This is a genomic window from Actinomadura alba (genome assembly GCF_014323705.1).
GTDB classification, from domain to species: Bacteria; Actinomycetota; Actinomycetes; order Streptosporangiales; family Streptosporangiaceae; genus Actinomadura_C; species Actinomadura_C alba.
On record NZ_JABVEC010000006.1, the window covers coordinates 167,933 to 189,296 of the forward strand.

General features: G+C 71.3%; 19 protein-coding genes and 1 tRNA gene. 8 read left to right on the forward strand and 12 right to left on the reverse strand.

The window, feature by feature from the left end; translation table 11 throughout:
• Nucleotides 1-27: 27 nt before the first annotated feature.
• The gene (locus tag HKK74_RS10800; protein WP_312881402.1) at nt 28-981 is read right to left on the reverse strand and encodes a LysR family transcriptional regulator; all 954 of its coding nucleotides are present in this window, start codon (nt 979-981) and stop codon (nt 28-30) included.
• Nucleotides 982-1,126: 145 nt separating this feature from the next.
• Here HKK74_RS10800 and HKK74_RS10805 point away from each other — a divergent pair, with 145 nt between their 5' ends.
• Nucleotides 1,127-2,737, forward strand: a complete 1,611-nt coding sequence (locus tag HKK74_RS10805; RefSeq protein WP_187242999.1) for an SLC13 family permease — start codon at nt 1,127-1,129, stop codon at nt 2,735-2,737.
• A gap of 135 nt (nt 2,738-2,872) precedes the next feature.
• Here the strand turns inward: HKK74_RS10805 and HKK74_RS10810 are convergent, their stop codons facing one another.
• Complete coding sequence (locus HKK74_RS10810) at nt 2,873-3,454, reverse strand: hypothetical protein (RefSeq protein WP_187243000.1); 582 nt, start codon at nt 3,452-3,454, stop codon at nt 2,873-2,875.
• Between the two features lie 166 nt (nt 3,455-3,620).
• The gene (locus HKK74_RS10815) at nt 3,621-4,511 is read right to left on the reverse strand and encodes a TetR family transcriptional regulator (protein WP_187243001.1); all 891 of its coding nucleotides are present in this window, start codon (nt 4,509-4,511) and stop codon (nt 3,621-3,623) included.
• Between the two features lie 122 nt (nt 4,512-4,633).
• On the opposite strand from HKK74_RS10815, the gene HKK74_RS10820 reads away from it, so the two are divergent.
• Entirely contained in the window at nt 4,634-5,560 is a 927-nt protein-coding gene (locus tag HKK74_RS10820; RefSeq protein WP_187243002.1) for an ABC transporter ATP-binding protein, read from the forward strand.
• Nucleotides 5,557-7,176 (forward strand): ABC transporter permease, encoded by a 1,620-nt coding sequence (locus HKK74_RS10825; protein ID WP_187243003.1) that lies wholly within the window; start codon nt 5,557-5,559, stop codon nt 7,174-7,176. Before HKK74_RS10820 ends, HKK74_RS10825 begins: the two co-directional genes overlap by 4 nt.
• 7 nt (nt 7,177-7,183) lie before the next feature.
• Here the strand turns inward: HKK74_RS10825 and HKK74_RS10830 are convergent.
• Nucleotides 7,184-7,260, reverse strand: a tRNA-Leu gene (locus tag HKK74_RS10830).
• A 61-nt stretch (nt 7,261-7,321) separates the two neighbouring features.
• Entirely contained in the window at nt 7,322-7,789 is a 468-nt protein-coding gene (gene bcp, locus HKK74_RS10835; RefSeq protein WP_187243004.1) for a thioredoxin-dependent thiol peroxidase, read from the reverse strand.
• Between the two features lie 150 nt (nt 7,790-7,939).
• Between bcp and HKK74_RS10840 the strand changes: the two genes are divergently transcribed.
• Nucleotides 7,940-8,239: a DUF3618 domain-containing protein gene (locus HKK74_RS10840; RefSeq protein ID WP_187243005.1), complete on the forward strand. Its 300-nt coding sequence runs from the start codon at nt 7,940-7,942 to the stop codon at nt 8,237-8,239.
• Between the two features lie 246 nt (nt 8,240-8,485).
• Entirely contained in the window at nt 8,486-13,333 is a 4,848-nt protein-coding gene (locus tag HKK74_RS10845; protein ID WP_187243006.1) for a tetratricopeptide repeat protein, read from the forward strand.
• Nucleotides 13,334-13,439: 106 nt separating this feature from the next.
• On the opposite strand, the gene HKK74_RS10850 is transcribed toward HKK74_RS10845, so the two are convergent.
• Entirely contained in the window at nt 13,440-14,123 is a 684-nt protein-coding gene (locus HKK74_RS10850) for an SIMPL domain-containing protein (protein WP_187243007.1), read from the reverse strand.
• A 26-nt stretch (nt 14,124-14,149) separates the two neighbouring features.
• Nucleotides 14,150-15,337, reverse strand: coding sequence for an amino acid deaminase/aldolase (locus HKK74_RS10855; RefSeq protein ID WP_187243008.1), 1,188 nt, complete (start codon nt 15,335-15,337; stop codon nt 14,150-14,152).
• A 355-nt stretch (nt 15,338-15,692) separates the two neighbouring features.
• Between HKK74_RS10855 and purU the strand changes: the two genes are divergently transcribed.
• A complete protein-coding gene (gene purU / locus HKK74_RS10860) occupies nt 15,693-16,547 on the forward strand; it encodes a formyltetrahydrofolate deformylase (protein WP_187243098.1) in 855 nt (284 codons plus the stop codon).
• Nucleotides 16,548-16,580: 33 nt separating this feature from the next.
• Here the strand turns inward: purU and HKK74_RS10865 are convergent, their stop codons facing one another.
• Nucleotides 16,581-17,072, reverse strand: a complete 492-nt coding sequence (locus tag HKK74_RS10865; protein ID WP_187243009.1) for a MarR family transcriptional regulator — start codon at nt 17,070-17,072, stop codon at nt 16,581-16,583.
• A gap of 130 nt (nt 17,073-17,202) precedes the next feature.
• Here HKK74_RS10865 and HKK74_RS10870 point away from each other — a divergent pair, with 130 nt between their 5' ends.
• The gene (locus HKK74_RS10870; protein WP_187243010.1) at nt 17,203-17,868 is read left to right on the forward strand and encodes an NAD(P)-dependent oxidoreductase; all 666 of its coding nucleotides are present in this window, start codon (nt 17,203-17,205) and stop codon (nt 17,866-17,868) included.
• A 361-nt stretch (nt 17,869-18,229) separates the two neighbouring features.
• Nucleotides 18,230-19,180, forward strand: coding sequence for a type IV toxin-antitoxin system AbiEi family antitoxin (locus HKK74_RS10875; protein ID WP_187243011.1), 951 nt, complete (start codon nt 18,230-18,232; stop codon nt 19,178-19,180).
• A 97-nt stretch (nt 19,181-19,277) separates the two neighbouring features.
• On the opposite strand, the gene HKK74_RS10880 is transcribed toward HKK74_RS10875, so the two are convergent.
• From HKK74_RS10880 to HKK74_RS10895, 4 genes are all read right to left on the reverse strand, one after another.
• Nucleotides 19,278-19,721: an SRPBCC family protein gene (locus HKK74_RS10880; RefSeq protein WP_222722130.1), complete on the reverse strand. Its 444-nt coding sequence runs from the start codon at nt 19,719-19,721 to the stop codon at nt 19,278-19,280.
• 100 nt (nt 19,722-19,821) lie between these two features.
• Nucleotides 19,822-20,157, reverse strand: coding sequence for an ArsR/SmtB family transcription factor (locus HKK74_RS10885; protein ID WP_187243012.1), 336 nt, complete (start codon nt 20,155-20,157; stop codon nt 19,822-19,824).
• A 50-nt stretch (nt 20,158-20,207) separates the two neighbouring features.
• On the reverse strand, nt 20,208-20,729 hold the full coding sequence (locus HKK74_RS10890) for a hypothetical protein (protein ID WP_187243013.1): 522 nt from the start codon (nt 20,727-20,729) through the stop codon (nt 20,208-20,210).
• A 1-nt stretch (nt 20,730) separates the two neighbouring features.
• Entirely contained in the window at nt 20,731-21,345 is a 615-nt protein-coding gene (locus tag HKK74_RS10895) for a DUF6286 domain-containing protein (protein ID WP_187243014.1), read from the reverse strand.
• Between the last annotated feature and the right edge of the window lie 19 nt (nt 21,346-21,364).

Here is a 21,364-nt window from a genome sequence, read left to right on the forward strand (position 1 = left end):
ATGTCCAAGAGCAGTGCGCGATCCCCCTTATAGGCTACGGCTATCGATGGCGGCCGGGGCCAGTGCGATGGCGAGGAACTCGCTGGCCGCCGGCGTCAGCCGGGCCTTCCGGCTGACCAGCGCGACGTGCAGGTACGACGGGGGGATCAGATCGAGCACGAGCGCGCCGGCGCGCTCGGCCAGCGGTGTCCACGCCTCGGTGAGGACGGCGACCCCGACGCCCTTGAGCACCAGCGGCAGGATGGCCTCCCGGTGCTCCGTCTCGACCGCGATGGTGAGGTCGACCCCCTGGGCGCGCAGGTCCTCGATGACCTGGCGCATGCCCGTGCCCTTCTGGCCGGCGATCAGCCGCTGCCCGGCGAGCAGGTCCCCCGTCACCGGCCGTCCCGGCGGGAAAGGGCCGTCCGGCCGGGCGACCAGCACGAACCGGTGCTTCTCGATGGGGTGCACCGTGAGGTCGGCGGCGGCGGGCGGATCCATGGCGGCCAGCAGCCCGAGTTCGGTCACGCCGGTGCGCACCATCTCCATGACGGTGCGCGGCCAGGGTGCCGCGCGGACGGTGAGGCGCACACCGGGATGCCGCTCGCTGAACCTGCTGACCATGCTGCTGAGCGGCTCGACGGCCTGGGAGGGCATGGCCGCGATGTCGACGCGTCCGGTCCGGATGGCGTGTACGGAATCGACGCTCGCCCGCGCCACCTCCAGGCTCCGGACCACCTGGCGGGCCGGCTCGATCAGGGCGTGGCCGGCCTCGGTGAGCACGACCCGCCGCCCGATGCGGTGGAACAGCATGCCGCCGAGGTCGCGTTCCAGATTGCGGATGGCCTGTGAGAGCGACGGCTGGGCGAGATGCAACGCCGCGGCCGCGCGATTGAATCCGCCGTTGTCGACGACGGCGAGGAAGTATTCCAATTGTCGGGCGTCCATGCCTGTCTCGGTCTGCTCTCCGGACCTGTCCTCGGTCCTGTATCCGGGGCTCACGGGGATGCTCAACGTATAGGCGCAGCCTTTCGCACTAGTAGTTAAGTCATCTTGGACCGGTGAGCGTTACGGGTTCTTCAATGAGCGGCAACTCGGAGCGTGTGTCCGCCAAATGGAAAATCCGTCCCGACCAGCGGAGAGGCCGATGACTACCGACAAGAGCGAGCCGCCGACCAGGACCGATGTCGACAAGGCGCTGCTGGGCGGGGCCACCTATCGCAGTCTGGGCGAACAGAAACTGTCCCTGGCGGAGGAGCGGTTCGAGCGGGCCAGACGGACCACCGGCCTGTGGCTGGCGCCGCTCGTCTCCATCATCTTTCTCGCGCTGCCGCTGGACATGGCGGCCAAGCAGCAGACGCTCGCCGGAATCCTGCTCGGCGTCATCGTCTTGTGGATAACCGAGCCGGTCCCGATCCCGGTCGGCGGCTTTATCGGCGTCGCCGCGATCGTGCTCCTCGGAGTGGCCCCCGCCGCCGACGCGCTGGCACCCTTCGGTTCCTCGACGGTGTTCACATTCATCGGGGCGTTCATCCTCGCCCAGGCGATGCTGAAATACGGGCTCGCCCGACGATTCGCCTTCTTCATCCTCTCCCTGCCGGGAGTCGGCGGCTCGACCTTCAAGCTCATCGCGGCGTTCGGGGGCATCACCTGTCTGCTGTCGGCCTTCGTGTCCAACACCGCGACCGTGGCCATGCTGCTCCCCACGGCGCTCGGGCTGCTGGCCGTCATCGCCAAGATGCTCCAGGACCGCGGACTCGTGGCCGAGGACTTCGACCCGCTGCGGTTGCGGGTCGGCGCCGCCCTGGTGCTCATGCTGGCGTACGGCGCGAGCGTCGGCGGCCTGCTCACTCCGGTCGGCAGCCCGCCGAACCTCATCGGGCGGGGTCTGATCGAGGAGGCCACCGGCGAGAAGATCTCCTTCGCCCAGTGGATGGCCACGGCGGTGCCCATCTGCCTGTTCATGTTCGTCGTGCTCGTGGCCGTCCTGCTCCTGCTGAACAAGCCGGAGATCCGGCAGATCGAAGGCGTCGAGGAGTACGTTCGCTCCGAGCGCGCCCAGCTGGGCCGGTTCTCCCGGGCGGAGAAGAACACCCTGATCGCCTTCGGTTTCACCGTCACCCTGTGGATCTTCCCCGGTGTGGTGGCGGTGGTCGCCGGCACCGACGCGTCGGTGTACGAGACCATCAGCGGCCGGCTCAACGAGGGCGTGGTCGCGGTGCTCGGCGCGTCGCTGCTGTTCATTCTCCCGGTCGACTGGAAGAAGCGGGAGTACACGCTCAACTGGAGCGACGCCGCCCGGATCGACTGGGGCACGATCATGCTGTTCGGCACCGGCATCATCTTCGGATCCCTGCTGGAGGACACCGGGCTGGCCAAGACCATCGGCGAGTCGTCGTCCGACGCGCTCGGTCTCGGCAGCCTGTTCGCCATCACCGCCTTCGCCGTGGTGCTGGCCATCCTGGTGTCGGAGACCACGAGCAATACCGCGGCCGCGGCGGTGGTCGTGCCGATCATCATCCCGATCGCCGTGGCGGCGGGGGTCGATCCGTTCGTACCCGCGCTGGCGGCGACGTTCGCGGCCTCGTTCGGCTTCATGCTGCCGGTGTCGACACCGCAGAACGCGATCGCCTACGGCTCGGGCGTCGTGCCGATCACGAAGATGATCCGGACCGGGATCGTCTTCGACATCGCCGGTGGGCTCATCATCCTGCTGCTCCTGCCCCTGATGGTCGGGATCACCGGCATCGGCGGCTGAGCGGAGGAAGGCGGTGACGGCCGGCGACGCGACGCGTCCCTTCGGCGTTGCGACGTAGTGGAGGTCGTCGCGGCGACCGGCCGGCCGGCGTCCGCCTGACCGGCGCGATCCCCGCGACCGGGCCCGGCGACGGGCTCAGCCCTGCGCCTGGGCCGTCTCGAGCTGGCGGATGACGGGGTTGAGCAGTTCGTTCAGTTCCCTGACGAGGGCCGACACCGCGAGCCCGGCGGTGTCGGCCAGGGTCTCGGACGGGCCGTCGGGGGCCGCGGGGAGCGTGCCGAGCGGTACGGGTGCGTCGATGAGGAGAGTCGTCCGCAGGAACGGGCCGCGGGCCTGATCCTGATCGGTGGGGTCCAGGTACTGGCCGAACGTCTGGGGCCAGTCGCGCCACCCTCGGTCGCGCCACCAGTGGCGCGAGGCGGTGAGCTCGGCGGGCAGCGGTGAGACGACGAGCACATGGGCGGTGAGGCCGCCGTCCCAGGGGTTGCGGTCGCACGCGGCGGAGAGGATGCGCCGGTGCCATCGCACGTAGGCGGGCGACGGGGTGGTGGCGAGCCGCCACGCGGCGCAGGCGAAGGTGACCGGGGCGATGTCGCCCCACGACCCGTCGAAGGCGGCGCTGTTGGTCATGACGTGCTCGGCGTAGCGGCTCGACCCGCCCGCGGCGCGTTCCCGGTCGTATCCGTGGTCGATCCAGAAGGCCTCGTGCTCGCCCATGCGTCCCCTTCCGCGGCGTATCCGCTGCCAGTCAACGCGATCAGGCGGTGGGGCATGCCGGTTGTTCTCTCAGAGCCGAGGGCGGCGCGGGCCGGACGTCGAGATCTGTCGCAAAATCTCAAAATTATGTCGCATAATTATGTTGCAAAATAGCGGCCTGTGGCTGCTACACCTGTGCTTCCTCGATGGGCTCGTCACCGTGATCTTCCGCATCCCGTAGATGCCGGTAGACCGTGGCCCGGGAGACCCCGAGTGCGGTGGCGATCTCGGTGACGCTGTGCGAGCCGGCCGCGTACATCCGTCGCGCGGCGGCGGCCTTCCCGCCGTCCATCACGCTGGGCCGGCCGGCGCCGCGACGTGGTCGCGGAGCCGCCGAGCCGACGCCGGCGGGGGAGGGCGTGGCGGGCGGCGCCCCAGGCGAGGGCCGCTCGCCGAGGAGCAGTCGCGCCCCCGCGAGGATCTCCGCGCGCAGCCGCTCGGTGGGCACGTCGGCGAACATCACGATGGGGTCGCCGAGCACCGCCATCATCTGCACCGCCCTGACGCGCTCGCTCAGGCCGGCGTTCGGACCGGCGACGACCTCGTACATCCGCATGATGAGCCGCACCAGCCGCTGGAGTTCGGTCTCGTGCGCGAGCATCGTGAGGTCCTGGAAGATCACTTGGAGCAGGCGGCGGTGGCTCAGGTAGGCGTCCAGGGCGTCTTCGATCGCCGTCCAGCGCGCGCCGGCCGGATCCGGCCGCGCGGCGGCCGCCGCGAGGACGTCCTCGAAGTCCGCGACCATCGGCTCTGTCAGCGCGGCGACGATATGCGCCTTGGACGGGAAGTGATAGAGGATCGCGGCCTTGCTGAGATCCAGCCGCTGGGCGATCTCACGCAAGGAGCATCGCTGGTAGCCCTTCTCGCAGAACAGGGCCAGCGCGACGTCCATGATCCGTGCCCGCGTGTCGAGAGTCGCGTTCCCGGTCTGCGCGTTCCCGGTCTGCGCGTTCCCGGTCTGCGCGGTCTGGTCGTTCCGCTCGGCCCGCCGGTCCTGTCGCCCGCCCCGCTCCTCCACATCCCGAGCCTAACTCCGATTGGCTAACCGCCGGAAAACCGTTTACGCTGATCTGACTGACCGGTGGTCAGTACGAAAGCGCACATATCGGGCGACAGCCATTCTTCGGGGTGAGAACTGCAATGACCGATGCGATTCGGATTTCCACGCTGGTCAAGAGCTTCGGCGACCTCCGGGCGCTCGACGAACTCGACCTCACCGTGCGGACCGGAGAGGTGCACGGCTTCCTCGGGCCCAACGGGGCGGGCAAGTCGACGACCATCCGGGTGCTGCTCGGCCTGCTCCGCAAGGACACCGGCGACGTGCGTGTCCTCGGCGGCGACCCGTGGCGCGACGTGGTGACGCTGCACCGGCGGCTCGCCTATGTCCCGGGTGACGTGAACCTGTGGCCGAACCTGTCAGGCGGCGAGGCGATCGATCTGTTCGGCAGGCTCCGTGGGGGGCTCGACCCCTCCCGGCGCGCCGACCTACTGGAACGCTTCAACCTCGACCCGACCAAGAAGTGCCGCACCTACTCGAAGGGCAACCGACAGAAGGTCGCCATCGTCGCCGCCTTCGCCTCCGACGTCGAGCTGTACCTGCTGGACGAGCCGACCTCGGGTCTCGACCCGTTGATGGAGGCGGTCTTCCAGGACTGTGTCAACGAGGTCAGGCGGGCCGGCCGGACCGTACTCCTGTCCAGCCACATCCTGGCCGAGGTCGAGGCGCTGTGCGACCGGGTCAGCATCGTCAGGGACGGCAGGACCGTCGAGTCGGGGACGCTCGCCGAACTGCGCCACCTCACGCGGACGACGATCTCGGTCGAGACGGCCGGGCCGGTCAGCGGGATCGAGGATCTGCCGGGAGTGCACGACCTGACCGTCGACGGTACCCACGCCCGGTTCGAGGTCGATACCGGCGAGCTGCAACGAGTGCACCGCCATCTCGCGCACCTGGGCGTGCGCTCTCTCACCAGCGCGCCGCCCACGCTCGAAGAGCTGTTCATGCGGCACTACGGCGACGAGCTCGAGCCGGCGGTCACCGGCGAGGCCACGGCGGCCGTCCGATGACGGCGTTCGCGGGCACGCTCACGCTCACCCGGCTCGCCCTGCGCCGAGACCGGATCCAGCTCCCGGTCTGGCTGGTCGGGCTCATCGCGATGGCGATGGCGACCGCTTCGAGCGTCACGGGGCTCTACGACACCGCGCAGGAACGTGCGGCCTACGCCAGGACCAACGTGACGAGCGTGGTGTCGCGGGTGTTCAACGGCGCGGTCACCGATCCGGGCATCGGCGCGATCACGATGGTGGAGACGTTCGGCCTGCTCGCCGTCCTCACCGCGCTGATGAGCACGATGGCGGTGGTCCGCCACACCCGGCAGAACGAGGAGACGGGGCGCGCCGAGATGGTGGGCGCCGCGGTGGTCGGCCGGTACGCGGGCCTGACGTCCGCGCTGATCGTCGCCGTGGGGGCCAACGTCGTGCTGGCGGTCCTGTTCGCCTCGGCACTGCTCGCCAACGACCTGCCCGCGGAGGGCTCCCTGGCGGCCGGCGCGGCCCTCGGCGCGGTGGGCGTCGCCTTCGCCGGCATCGCGGCCGTCACGGCGCAGGTGTCGGAGAGCGCGCGTGGCGCCAATGGCCTCGCCGGTTCCTGCGTGGGCCTCGCCTACCTGTTCCGCGCGGCCGGCGACGGCCTGGCCGAGCCCGGGCCGAGCGGCATGGCGGCCGAGAGCGCGTGGCCCTCGTGGCTGTCGCCGATCGGGTGGGGGCAGCGGATCGGCCCGTTCCACGATGACGACTGGTGGATCCTCGCGGTGTACGCCGCGTTCTTCGCGGGCCTCGTGGCGGTGGCGTTCGTCCTCACGGCCCACCGCGACGTGGGCACCGGGATGATGCCGGTACGCTCCGGACCCGCGACGGCGTCGCGCGGCCTGCTCAGCTCGGTCGGCCTGGCGTGGCGCTTGCAGCGCGGGGTGCTGATCGGCTGGGCCGCCGGGATGGCGGTCATGGGTGCCGCCTTCGGCGCCGTCGGCCATGACGCGGAGGAGATGCTCGGCGGCAGTGATGACCTCACCGACCTCATCGGCCGGCTCGGCGGGGGAGGGAGCCTGATCGACGTCTACTTCTCGGCGATGATGGGCATCCTCGGCACGGTCATCGCCGGGTACACCGTGCAGGCGCTGCTGCGAATGCGGGCCGAGGAGACCGGGCCGCTGGAGTCGGTGCTCGCCACGGCCGTGAGCCGCCCGCGCTGGATGAGCGGGCACATCGCCTGCGCCGTGCTCGGCACCGTCGTCCTCCTCCTGCTCACCGGCCTGAGCACCGGTCTGGCTTACGGGATCGCGACGGGCACGATGTCCGACCTGCCCGGCCTGATGGCGGCTGCGCTCGTCCAGGCACCGGCGACTCTGGCACTCGCCGGATTCGTCATCGTGATGCTTGGGCTGCTGCCCCGCTGGTCGGTCGCATTGTCGTGGGCGGGGTTGACGGTGTGCCTTGTGATCAAGCAGATCGGCCCGATCCTGGAGCTGCCGCAGGCGGTCATGAACATCTCGCCGTTCAGCCATGTCCCGGCGCTTCCGGCCGGCGATGTCACCGTCGTGCCGATCGTCGTGCTGCTGTCGGCCGCGATCGCGCTCGGCGCACTGGGTCTGAGAGCGTTCCGCCGCAGGGACCTCGCCTACTGAGGCGCGGTGGTGGGGCCGGTGGGATTCGAACCCACACTGTCAGGTACCTAAAACCTGTGTCTCCTGCCGTTGGACTACGGCCCCTTACGCGACCACGGGTGAGGAGGTGCACCCGATCCTACGCGGATCGGGTGCTCCCGGACGCTCAGACGCCGAGCTCGCGGCGGATGCGGTCGACGTGCCCGGTGGCCTTCACGTTGTAGTAGGCCTTTTCGATCTTACCGTCGGCATCGACGATGAAAGTGGACCGGATGACGCCCACCAGCTTCTTGCCGTACAGCATCTTCTCCCCGTACGCGCCGTAGGCCCGCAGGACCTCGGTGCCGGGGTCGGACAGCAGCGGGAACGTGAGTTCGTCGCGGTCGCGGAACTTGGCCAGCTTGGCGGGTTCGTCGGGGGAGATGCCGAGGACGGTGACCCCGGCGGCCTCGAGTTCGGGCAGCACGTCGCGGAAGTTCACGGCCTCCTTGGTGCAGCCGGGTGTCATGGCGGCCGGGTAGAAGTACACGATCACTCGCCTGCCGCGCAGTGACGAAAGGGAAACCGGCTTGCCCTCTGAGTCGGGAAGCTCGAACTCGGGGGCGATATCGCCCGGTTGCAGCCGCTCGGACACCAGATCTCCCTTTCAATCTGTGGACGTGTCTTACCGTACCGCTGTCGCTGGTTCACACTGCGCAGGTGGTCCGTGCGCGATTCCGGGGAAGACCTGACAGACTACGGATCACATGACGCGCGCTGGATGCCCGAACGATAAGGACACCTCATGGCCGACAGAGCCCGCGATCCGGAGGCGCTGGAGCGGGAGATCGAGCGCACTCGGGAGGAGTTGGGGCGCACCGTCGACGCGCTGGCCGATCGCCTGAACCCCAAGACCGCGGCCCGCCGCGGCGTCGAGCGGATGAAGGAAGAGGCCGGTCAGGTCGCCGCGGCGATCGGTGCCGTCTCCGGCCCCAAGGAGTTCGGTGAGCCGAATCGCGGCCGTCGCACCGCCGCGCTCGTGGTCGGTGTGGGTGTCGCCATCTCGGTCACCGCCGTCGTGCTCTGGCGTCGCAAACGCCGCTGACCAGGTCCCCTCGGAGCGCTGTGACCCATGCGGGTCATGGCGCTCTGGTGTATCCGCCGTCTCATCGGGCACATCCCCGAGCCGCCTGGCGGGTGAACGCGCGAGTGGCCGGAACGTCCGGTTCGGCTGCGACCACGGAACCTGGTGTGTAGCTTTGCCGTCGATCTGGGGTGGCGAGTGCCGGACATCGGTCTTCGCGCGGTATGTCGCTATGCGCTCAAGCGAAAGGGACAGAGGGGTACGAACATGTCTTCGTGGGCCGACCGGATCAACGCGGCCGTCCAATGCTGGGAGCGCGGCGAGCTGGACGCGGCGGTCACGCTGTTGCGCGAGGCCGTGGCCTCGGCCGATCCACAGGCGGCGCGGGAGGCGTCCCATGTGCTCGGTGGCGTGCTGGAGGATCAGGGCGACGTCGAGGGCGCCCGGGCCGCGCACCGTTCCGTGATCGAGAGCGGTGATCCGGTCCTGGGGCAGCGATCGGCGCTGTCGCTGGGTGTGCTGCTGATCAACGGCGAGGACTGGGCTGCGGCGCACGGCGCGCTGGGCATCGCGTCGGCGGGGTCCGACCCCGAGATCGCGGCACTGGCCGACGCCGCCCTGGCACAGGTGCTCACGCGGCTCGGCGACCTGTCCGGAGCCCGGACGGCACTGGAGCGCGTTCGCCGGAGCGAGTACCCCGAGGCGGCCGAGTTCACGGCCGGCCCGACGCCCTCCAAGACCGCTCCGGCCAGTGCCGTGGAACCCGATCTCGAGGACTCCCCGCCGGGCCCGCGGCAGCCGGAGGTCGTCGCGGCGGACCGGCCGGACCTCGACATCGGCGGCGCGCTGGAGCGGCTGCGGTCGGGCGATCTGGCCGGAGCCCGCGCGGCGCTGCACCGCGTCATCGACGCCGAGATCCCGCGGGCGTCCGGGCACGCGTCCACGGTGCTGGCGCTCATCGAGCTCGGGGAAGGCGACGCGGAGTTGGCCGACGAGTTGCTCAGTCACGTGGCCGACGAAGCCGACCCGGCCCTGGGATTCGGCGCCGCACTGCTGCTCCACCTGCTGCGCTCGCCGCGCGGTGACCGGCATCCGCTGCTCGTGGCCGCCGTCGATCATCAGCGGTACGGCCGTGAGCACGGCGTGGCCGGTTTTCGCGCGGCGACCGAGGACGATGACCCGGCGACCTCGGCACTGGCGACCGCGATGCTGGCCCGGCTCTTCACCGACCTGGGCCTGGAGCCTTCCACCTCGGCGGCCATGTTCCGTACCGCCGCCACCACCGGGGACCCGCTCACGCTGTCGTACACCGCCGTGGTCCACGCGGAGTCGCTGCCGTCGCGGGGCGACGACGACGCGGTGATCGCGATGCTCCGCCGCGCGCGCGAGGACGGCGACCCGGTGCTCGCGCCGTGGGTGGCGCGGTCGCTCGGCACCGTGCTCGCCGCACGTCACGCCAAGGTCGCAGTGCCCGCCGAGCCGGCCGGTCCCGCCGAGGTGGCAGAGCAGCCTGAGGCTACAGGGCAGGCTGAGGTCGCAGAGCCTGAGGTGGCAGAGCAGGCTGAGGTCGCAGAGGTCGCAGAGGTCGCAGAGCAGGCTGAGGCGGCAGAGACGGCCGACCTGGCAGAGGCGGCCGCGGCCTACCGCGCGGTGCTGGCCTCCGGCCATCCCGGCCTGCGCCCCGGCGCCGAAAGCGCTCTCGTGGCGGTGATGGAGCGGCAGGGAGACCTGCCGGGCCTGTGCGCGCTGCACGAGGAGGTGCTCGACCGGGGCGACCCGGAACGGGCGGCCTGGCACGCGTGGCTGCTGGGCTTCACCAGGGTGCGCTTGGACGACCTCGGCGCGGCGCGCGACGCCTTCGCCCGGATACCCGAATCCTCGTCCGAACCGGCGAGCGCCGCCTCCTTCGCCCGGTACCTGCTCGACCAGGACTTCGACGCGGCGACGCCGGCGGTGGCCCAGCTGAAGGCGCTGGGCGACGCCGACGACGGATACGTGATGTCATCGAGGCTCGCGATCGAGACCGCTCGCGCCTGGCAGCGGTGTGGCGACGCCGCCGCCGCCGACCGCGCGCTGTGCCTGATGGTCGCGGATGGCCACCCCGAGGTCGCGCAGCAGGCGGCGATGCGCCTGGGTGGGCTTCGCGACGACGCGCACGACCGGGTCGGCGCGATCGTCGCCTGGGAGAAGGCCGCCGCGGGGGACGACCGCGCGATGGTCGCCCGCGCGACGCACGGGATCGGCCGCGCACGGCGCGAACTCGGTGATCTCGACGGCGCGGCGGAGGCGTTCCGCCAGGTCGCCGACACCGGCGACGAGCACGGGGAGCCCGAGTACGCGGCCGACGCGGCGCGGCGCCTCGGTGAGGTGCTGGCCGAGACCGGCGACGTCACCGCGGCCCGGGAGGCCTTCGAGCGGTTCTCCGGCCCGGACGCCGTCATGGAACTGGCCTCGGTGCTCCGCCGGGCCGGGCACATCGCGGCGGCCATGGAGGCCTACCGGGACGCCGTCGAGAGCCCTGACCCGGCCACGGCGCTGGTCGCCGCGTCGACGCTCGCGGCGATGCTGCACGAGCAGGGTGACGTGCCGGGCGCGATCACCGCCGGCGAGCGCGCCATCGCCGCGGCCGAGTCGGCGGGCGATCTCAAGGCCATGGCACGGGCGACCCACGATCAGGGCTGCCGCCTCGCCGACGTGGGTGATCTGGAGGGGGCGAGGCAGGCCTTCGAACGGGTGGCCGGGATCGATCCCGAACAGGCCGCCCTGGCCGTTCTCACCCTCGGCGACCGTTTGGAGCAGGCCGGTGACGCCGCCGGCGCCCGCGCGGCCTTCGAGCGCGCCGCGACGCTCGACGACCCGCGCATCGCGGCGGAGGCGCGCGATCGGCTGGGTGCGGCGACGCTGGAGGAACGGGCCTGGACGCGCGCGGAGAACGGCGACCGTGCCGGTGCGCTGGCGGCCTTCACCGAACTGCACGGCTCGGCCGACGTCGCCGAACTCGTCCTCGCCCTCCACGAGGATCGGACGGTGGCCGTACGCCCGCTGCTCGCGCAGCTGGCGACGCACCCCGGGCACGCGGACCTGGCTCAAGAGCTGGTGCTGAACGCGGCGCAGCGGCACAGCGGCGACGGTGACGCGGAGGGCACCCGGGCCCTGCTGCAACTCGCCGTCGAGTTCGGCGACCCGGCCCAGACCGCCCGCACCGCGATCGATCTGGCCGTGCTCACGGCCGGCGGCGGCGACCTCGCGGAGGCCGAGCGGCTCGCTCTGCGGGCGGCGGAGCACGGCGACCCGCAGCTGGCGGGGCCGGCCTGGGGGCATGTCGCGACGTGGCGCGAGCGCCGCGGTGACCGTACCGGCGCGATCGACGCCGCCCAGCGCGCGGTCGGTTCCGGGCACGCCCACGCGGTCGTCGGCGCGGCGCTGACCCTCGCCACCCTCCTCGAGGAGGCAGGGGACGTGGCCGGTGCCCGCGCGGCGCTCGCCGACGGCGCGGCGGCCGACCACCCCGAGGCGTTGTACTGTCTGCGCCGGCTGCTGGCGCTGCTGATGCGCGAGGGCGAGCACGACGCCGCCCTGGCCGCCGCCGAGCGGGCCATCGCGACCGGCGATCCCGAGACCGTCGCCATGGGCTGCCGGGTGTCGGGCGACGTCCACAGGGCCGCCGGGGACACCGACGCCGCCGCGACGCTCTATCGGCGGGGGATCGAGGCGGGTGATCTCGAAACCGCCGCGAACCTGCACGTCGAGCTGGCTCAGTTGTTCCACGATCAGGGCGACGCCGAGTCGGCGAAGCGGGAACTCGAGCCGGCGCTCGACTCCGGCATCGCGCACGCGGTCGCCCGCGCCGCGAACAGGCTGGGCGGATGGCTGCACGGAGAGGGCGACGCGGCCGGTGCCGTGGAGGCGTACGGGCGCGCGGCCGGCGTCGGCACCGGGGCGGACCCCGCCCTCATCGCGTGGGCGCGGGACGCGTTGACGAACCTCCTCGCCATCGCCCACCGGACCCACGACGCGGGCGATCACGCTCTGGCTCTCCGATCGCTCGAGCTCGCCGCCCGGGCCCGGCCGCGCGGGGTGGCCATGGCCCCCGGCATGGCGGACGGGGCGGACGCCGACCCGATCGGGATCGCCAAGGGTTTCGCCGCGGCGTGCGCCGCGGCCGGTGACATCGAGGCGGCCCGCCGGTATTACGACGGCGCGATGGCCTTCGACGCCGGCTGGGCGGACTTCCTGGAACTCGATTTCGCCGACCTGCTCGCCGAGCACGGCCGGCGCGGCGAGGCCCTGGCCCGGTACGAGCGGTTGCACGGGCACGAGGACCCGCAACTGCGCCACGTCGCGGGCTCGCGGCTGCTGACGCTGCTGCGGGAACAGGGCGACGAGGCGGCCGCCTACGCCGTCGCCGAGGCACGGGTGGCCGATCCCGAGTCGCCGGCGGGCTCGCTGTTCCACACCATGCTCGGTGTCATGCAGAGCGAACGGGGCGACACCGAGCAGGCTCTGCGCACGCTGCGCGGGGCGGCCGAGGGCGGTGATCCGATGGCCCTCTACACGCTGGCCGGCACTCTGGTCGAGGCGGGCGAGGTGGTGGAGGGCCGCCAGGTCTACCAGCGGCTGGCCGAGACCGGCGACGCTGAGTTCGCGCCCAGAGCCATGCTCGGCCTGGGCCAGAGCCACCGCGACGAGGACGAGGCACGCGCGCGCGAATGGTTCATGCGGGCGCTCGAGACCGGCAGCCCGCTCACCACGGTGCCGGCCGCCATGCTCCTCGGAGCGTCCGCCAAGCGGCGCCGCGATCTGCCCGAGGCACTGATCTGGTACCAGCAGGTCATCGACTCCGGAGACCCGGCCGAGGCGCCGCTGGCCGCGGCCCATCTCGGCGAGCTGTGCTACTGGGTCGGCGACCGCGAGGGCGCCGTGCGGTTCTACGAGCAGACGCTCGCGATGACCAAGGAGTCGGAGGTCGTGGCCGAGGCGGCGTTCCGGCTCGGTGAGATCCGCCATCTCGAAGGGGACGCCACGGCCGCGTGGGAGTTGCTGCAGCGCGCGGTGGAGAGCGGCGACGACGTCTTCGCCCCCCAGGCCCGCGAACTGCTCGCCCAGATCACCTGAGCGCCCACATCACCTGACCGCTCACATCACCTGACGGCCCACATCACCTGACGGCCCACATCACCTGACCGCTCACATCAGCTCACCGCCCGCGTCCTCCGGCGGTTCACAGCTCGGGGGCGGTCATCGTGAAGCGCGCCTCGACGGCCGCCCGTACGACCTGCTTCTGCGGTTCCAGATCGATGGCGGGGAGGGCGCCCGAACTCGACGCGGGGACGGCGGCCGCGACCATCCCGTACACCTGCTCACGTCCTCCGCCGTCCGTGCTGAGCCCCTCGTCGGACAGCCGCACCAGCCCGGTCAGCCGGCAGCCGAGCGCGTCGGCGTAGTCCGTCGCCCGGGTGACGGCCGCCCGCACCGCCTGCTGCGCGGCCCGGCGGTAGACGTCGCTGTCCCGGCGCAGCGCCCACCACGGCCCGTGCACGCTGGTGAGTTCGAGATCGCCGAGCCGGGTGACGATCTCACCGAGCACGGAGAATTCGGCGACGGTCACGGTGGTGTGCACCGTGCCCTGGTAGCGGTCCACCTTCTCGTCGCGGCGCTTGTCCCGCACGATCGGGGAGATGGACAGACCGGAGGTCTCGACCTGCTCGACGGCGTCGCCGTACTCCCCGATCAGATCGAGGCACTCGCGGTTGCGCTCGGTCAGCCGTTCGAGCGCCCGCCTCCGGTCCTTGTCGCGGGCATGGACGTAGACGGTGAGCCGGGCGATCTCCGGCTCGACCTCGAGTACGGTTTCACCGCGCACGCTGACGAGCGGCGGCGTGGGCGAATCGGCGGTGTCGCTCATGGGCCCACCCTCTCAGCGGAGACGGCCTAGAGGAAGGCGTGTCCCTCGCCGCGGTACGTGGGCACCGCCCCGATGACACGATCGCTCTCGATCAGGTGCAGCTCGGAGAACCGCTCGCACAGTTCACCCGCCTTGGTGTGCCGGAACCACACGCGGTCGCCGACGCGCAGCAGGTCGGCGGTGTAGCCGATCAACGGCGTCTGGACCTCGCCGGCGCCCTCGAGGCCGTCGAAGGAGAGTCCGGACGGCAGGTACGGCTGAGGCAGGCGCACCTTGTCGCCGGGGCCGGATGCCAGGTAGCCGCCGCCCAGGCAGGTCACCACGCCGGCGCTCGGCCGCCGTACGACCGGCAGCGCGAACAGCGCTGCGGGCCGGCCGCGGAAGTTGGAGTAGTGGTCGAACAGGTGCGGCTGGTAGAGCCCTGACCCCGCGGCGACCTCGGTGACGGCCCGCTCGGAGGCGGTCTTCTCCACGCTGCCCGTGCCGCCGCCGTTGACGAACTCCAGGTCCGGCCGTACGGCGTGGACGGCCTTGACGATCGCGGCCCTGCGGCGGGCGAGTTCGATGCGCGAGCGCGACTGCATGGCCCGGATCACGCGCCCCCGGGCCGGCCGGCCCGGCGGGATGTCGCCGACGCCGGCGATCTGCGACTCGTACGCCATGATGCCGACGAGAGTCAGGCCCGGCCGCCTGGTGATCTCTTCGGCGAGCGCGGCCGCCTGCCGCGGGGTGTGGACGGGGGACCGGCGGACGCCCACGCGCAGAGCGCCGCCGAGGGCGCGGAAGGCGGCGTCGATGTCGATGCAGACGCGGACCGGGCGGCCTCCGGTGGCCTGTTCGATGAGGTCGAGGTGCTCGACGGAGTCGACCATGACCGTGATGGTGGCGGCGGCGCGCTCGTCGGCGGCCAGCTTGCCCAGCGCGGCCTGGTCGGTCGTGGGGTAGGCGACGAGGACGTCGTCGCTGACCCGCCGCTCGGTCAGCCAGAGCGCCTCCGGCAGGGTGAACGCCATGATCCCCTCGAACCCGTCCATGGCGAGGACCTGCTCCAGCAGGGCACGGCAGCGCACCGACTTGCTCGCGACCCGGATCGGCTTGCCCTTCGCCCGCCGCACGAGGTCCGCGGCGTTGGCGCGGAAGGCGTCCAGGTCGACGACCGCGAACGGTGGTTCCAGACCGGACGTGGTGGCGTCGTAGCGCTGCCGGAGGTCCATGCAGGTCAGGGTGCCACAAAATGACCAAATACGAGGAGAGTTCATCTTCAATTAGGACACAAGATCACGGCTCAGAATTCGCTGCCGCAACTTCCTTCCCGTCCGCCTCCGCGGTCGGGTCTCGCGGACGCCGACGCGGTGCGGAGCGCGGGCCCGCGAAGCAACGCCGACCATGCGGGTGGCGGGCGCGCCGAGGGCACAGGACGTAAGCTCATAGGCCTGACGCCGGCGATCCACGGATGCGGCCATGGGGCGGTGAGCCGCTGCTCCGCGGCGCGAGCCCGCCGGGACGACACAGCTGTCGCCACCCGTCCGCCTCAGGACGTACAACAACGACCCGACCTCAGGGGAATGAATCGTGAGCGCTGAATACGTCTTGACGCTGTCGTGCCCCGACCGGCCGGGTATCGTCGCTGCCGTCTCGGGCCTGCTGGCCGAGCACGGCTGCAACATCCTGGAGAGCCAGCAGTACGGCGACCGCGACACCGGCCGTTTCTTCATGCGGGTGCAGTTCGAGACGGCCGACGGTATCGGCGACGACGAACTGCGCGGGGCGTTCGCCGCACTGGTCCCGGAGCTCGCCATCGACTGGCGTCTGAATGACATCCGCGTCCGGCCCCGAGTGCTCATCATGGTCTCGAAGGGCGGGCACTGCCTCAACGACCTCCTCTACCGGCAGCGGTCCGGGCTGCTCGACATCGACATCGCCGCTGTCGTGTCCAACCACCCGGTGCTGCGCCCACTGGCCCAGTCGTACGGGATCGACTACCACCACCTGCCGGTGGCCCCCGGCGGCAAGGCCGCGCAGGAGGCCGAGGTGCTCGCGCTCGTCCAGCACTACCAGACCGATCTCGTCGTGCTCGCGCGCTACATGCAGATCCTGTCCGACGACCTGTGCGCCAAGCTCCAGGGCAAAGTGATCAACATCCACCACTCGTTCCTGCCGAGCTTCAAGGGCGCCAGGCCCTATCACCAGGCCCACGCCCGCGGCGTGAAGCTCATCGGCGCGACGGCGCACTACGTCACCCCCGACCTCGACGAGGGACCCATCATCGAGCAGGAGGTGGCCCGGGTCGATCACACCCAGGGCCCGGCGGAACTCATGGCGGTCGGCCGCGACATGGAGTGCCTGGCGCTCGCCCGCGCGGTCCGCTGGCACTCCGAGCACCGCGTCCTGATGAACGGCGACAAGACCGTCGTCTTCCGCTGACCGCCTCGCGGGCTCCGACGTCCCTCAGGACGTTCAGCCGGCCGCCAGGTCGTCGGTCGCGGTACGGCCGGCGGTGACGGTACGGCGCAGGAACCCGGCCAGCAGCTCCAGTTCGGCGTCGGAGTAGCCGGCGCAGATCTCGTCCATCGTGGTCGTCATGCCCGCGTAGAGGTGGAAGAGCTCGGGGTTGCGGTCGCGGAGGGCGCGGACCAGAACGGCCCGGCGGTCGGAGGGATCGCGGTCGCGACCGATCCAGCCGCCGCGCTCCAGCCGATCCAGGATCCCGGTCAGCGTCGCCGGGTGGAGACCGGCACGACGCGCCAGCGCGCTGGGACTGAGCGGACCTTCGCGGGTGATGAGGTCCAGGCAGCCGACGTCGATCTCCTTGAGTGCGAGGCGCGCGCCGACCTGGCTGTTGAGCAGGGAGAGCTGGACGCTCAGCTCACGCAGCGAGTCCTTGACCGACGTGCTCAGCCGCCTGTGCCGGCGGGTCGCGTCGGCCTCCGCATTTGATATGGAACTCATATGATATGGTCTCCGTAATATATGAACCGCGTAGTTCAGATTACTCCAAGCCGCTCCCGGAGGAGCTCGCATGATCTTGATTACCGGAGCGGCGGACAATGCCGCCGCCTTCCGTGACTAGGAGTCCAGGATGAAGCTCACGATCTTCGCCGCGACCGGCGGTATCGGCCGCCTGGCCGTGGAGCAGGCCCTCGCCGCGGGGCACGACGTCACGGTCGTCGTACGGAACCCGGCCAAGGTGACCGCGGACGTTCGCGTCGTCGCCGCCGACCTGGCGGCTCCGGATCCGGCGACGCTGAAGTCGGCGGTCGCCGGGTCGGACGCGGTACTGTCCGGCCTCGGCCCCGTGACCGCGGCGGAGGCGGGAGTCGCCGAGCACGGTACGCGCGCCATCGTCCGGGCGATGACGGACGCCGGCGTACGGCGCCTCGTCGCCGTCAGCGCCGCGCCGATCGGGACCGTTCCCTCGGGCGGCCGGCCGAAGCCGCCCAGGCACGACCCCGGTGACGGGTTCTTCATGCGGCACCTGTTCGGTCCGCTGACCAAGGCCGCACTCCGTAAGCACTACGCCGACCTCGCGGAGATGGAGGGCGTCCTGCGCGACAGTGGTCTGGACTGGACCGTCGTGCGGCCCCCGCGGCTGACCGACAAGCCGCCGACCGGCGCCTACCGTACGGCGGTCGGACAGAACCTCCGGCGCGGCCTGTTCGTCTCCCGTGCGGACGTCGCCGCGCTCATGCTCGATGTGCTGGAGCGGCCCGAGACGATCGAGCAGGTCATCGGCATCGCGAACTAGCCCGCAGGCGCCCCGGCCGAATCGAGCTCAATTCGTGCTCGCTCACCAGCGGGGGAGGGACAAGCCGGGGAGGGAACCAGCGGGGCGAGGGAACTGGCGGGGCGAGGGACAAGCCGGGGAGGGGACAGCCAGGGAGGGGCCCAGTGGTGGACGGGCCAACAGAGGACGGGGCGGAAGGCGGTGGCGCTTAAGTGCATGATCACGCCAGAGGATTCCCGGTCGTGATCATGCAGTTGTTCGCGTCCCGACAGGGTTGCTTCGTGGCGTTTGTCGGTGATGTGAGCTCGCGAGGTGCTGCGCTTGTCCACAGATGGCGCGGACCCTCTGTCGACGCGGTAGTGATCGGACGCATCGTGAGCCCATGGACGGACTCACCTTCCGCGAGGCGGCCGCTCGAGGAATCTCGAAGGGCCTGCTGTCACGCCGTGTCCGCGACGGGATCCTCGTACCCATCACCCGTGGCGCGTACCTCCGGCCCGATCAGATCGGTTCACTGGAAGCGCGCGCATCCGTGATCAGTCGGCTGTTACCGCCCCACACCGTTGTGGCGCGCCGTACGGCCGCCTGGCTATGGGGACTCGACGTCCTGCCGCCGGGGGTCGACGCCGCGCGCTGGCCGGTCGAATTGGTGGTGCCGCCCGACCACACCCCGCCGCGGCGGCCAGGCATCGAGGTGAGGTTGTCGCAACTGCCGCCGGACGAGATCACCGAGGTATCCGGAGTGCGTGTGACCTCGATGGAGCGTACGGCCATGGACTGTGGCCGCTGGTTGCCCCGGCTCGAGGCGGTGGCGGCGGTGGACCAGTTCCTTCGGTGGAACGTCGATCCGGGCCGGCTCGGCGAGATGGCGGCACGGCTGGCCGGCGAGCGCAACGCGAGGTTGCTGCGGCGCGTCCTGGCCGCGGCCGACCGAGGCGCCGAATCACCGGGCGAGAGCTGGAGCAGGGTCCGCATCATCGACGCTGGCCTGCCGAGACCGGGCACACAGATCCCGGTGATGGGGCGGCACGGCAACCCGCTCTTCGTTGACCTGGGGTACGAGGACTACCGGGTGGGAGTGGAGTACGACGGTGAGCCGTACCACAGCACTCCCGCGGCGCGGGCCCACGACGAAGATCGTCGGCGCTGGCTGGAGGCGCGCCACGGCTGGGTCATCATCCCGATCACCAGTGTGGACGTGCTCGTGCGACCCCGGCCGTTTCTGACCGCCCTCGTCACGGCATTGCTCGACCGAGGCTGGCGGCCCGACGACGAGCAAATGATCGAGATCGGGACGAACCTCTCCCGGCTGTCCGGCCCGCGAGCGGCGTGAGATCTCTCCGCCGTGATCATGCAGTTGTTCGCGTGTGAGTCGTCAGTGCCCGACGGGCGGGCGGGCGGGTGTAGGGCTGTGGTGCTTAAGTGCGTGATCACGGCGGAGGGTTCTCGGCCGTGATCATGCAGTTGTTCACCAAGGGCTCCTCGGGGGATGCGGAGCAGGGGGGCTGGGCGGATCGTCGCGGGAACAAGTGCATGATCACGACGGAGGTTCGGGGGCTGGCGAGGACCTTGATGAGTGAGCGCATGACGTGGGAGCGCCACCCGCTGCCCATGCCCTGGAATGCGGACGCCTGCAGGGGGATCATCGCGAAGCCCGCGTGCTCGATGAACAGGCGGGTCCCGCGGCCCTCCGCCACCAGCCGCCACGTGACGGTGGTGTTGAGCGCGCCGCCGCCCCAGCCGATGCGGAGCAACCGTTCCTCGTCGAGTTCGAGGACCTCGCAGGGGATGATCCCGTCGTACCCGACCGAGGCGATCGGCCGGGTGTGGAACGTGAACCGGTGACCGACGACGGGCTTGAAGTCGCTCGGCATCAGCCACCGTGCCAGCAGGTCGGATCGGTGAGCGCCCGCCACACTTTGGACGGTGGGTGCGCCAGGAACTCGTCGACCTCGATCGATCCGCGCCGGGCGCTCATGTCCGACCCTCGCTCTCGTCCTCACCGGCCTCGTCGACCAGCTCGCGCAGTCCGGTGAGCCGCTCCCGCCAGAACCGTTCGTACGGCGAGAGCCACTGCGAGAGCTCCATCAGCGGGCCCGCCTCCAGCCGGTAGAGCCGGTGCCTGCCGCTGCGCTGCTCGCTCACCAGCCCGGCGTCTCGGAGCACCTTCAGATGCTCTGAGACGCTCGGGCGTCTCATCTCGAAATGCGAGGCCAGGTCGTTCACCGAATGCGCCCCGTCGAGCAGCAGGTGGATCAGTTCACGCCGGACCGGGCTGGCCAGCGCGGCGAAGACGTCCACAGTGTCCATGGCGGGAAACCATATGTAGGGAATTCCCTACCGGTCAAGCCGTGGACGGGCTACGGGCACACCAGTCGGAACCGCACGATCGTCGGCAGCTCGTACATTTCGAGTTCGGTGCGGAGCCGGACCAGCGATTCCTCGCCGAGGTGGCCGCGCAGCAGGGTGAGGTCGGCGTCCTCGTCGCACACCACCGACACCACGAACCGGGACCACGCGGCGGATCCGGTCAGCCTGACCTGCACGCTCTGCACCCCCGGCAGGTGCCGTACCTCTTCGACCAGGTCGCCGGCGGCGACCCGCACACGCACGCGGGTGCTCCACCGGGTCAGGTTCAGCCGGCGCAGTACGGCCGCCCGCGCCTGCGAGAGCAGCCAGAGCAGCCCGACCAGTGTGAGCGAGACGCTCACCCCGGCCACGCCCGGCCAGAACCACGGGTGCCCGGCCGCGAAGCGGGCCAACGCCGGATCCAGCACCGGCCGGGCGGCCGACGCGGGGCCGAGGACGCCGAGCCCGACGAACAGCGCCGAGGCTCCGCAGGCCGCCATCGTGAGGCCGGTGAAGATGAGCCCGAGCCGCATGTCAGTCCTGTCTCCACTTCAGCCGTACGGCCACGCGCCGCCACCGGATGGGATCGATCTCGTCCAGCCGGACCGCCACCGCGGTGCCCACGAGGTCGGCGAGGTTGCCCGGGTTGCGGTACTCCGTGGTGGCGTGCACGACCACCCGGCGCCGGAACCGGCCGCGCAGGCGTACGGTCACCCGCGCGATGCCGGGCACGCCGAGCGCGGCCGCCGTCAGCGAGCGGCGCAGCCCGGTGCGGGTGATGGCCGCCGCGAGCTGCGGGTCGGTGCCCCGCAACGGTTCCATCCCGGTACGCCCGGGCAGCGTTCCGAGCAGCAGCAGGGCGGCGCCCGCGGCCGTGAGCGCGCCGGTGGCGAGCAGCACCTGCGGGTCGTTCCAGGACAGGTCCCGCAGGAGCGCGCTGCCACGGGCGACCGTGGTCTCGTGCGTCGGCCGGCCGACCAGCCGCGAGATCACCTCGAGCGCCGCCAGCGCGCCGACGGCCGTCAGCAGCCCGGCCGCGCACAGTGCCGCGAGGACCCTGCGCGAACGGAACTCGCGTAGCGCGGCCCGCCGGGCCGCGCGTGGCGACACCGGGTTCTCCAGCAGATCCGTGAATTGCGTCTCGCTCATCGCCCTCCCCCGGCGGAGC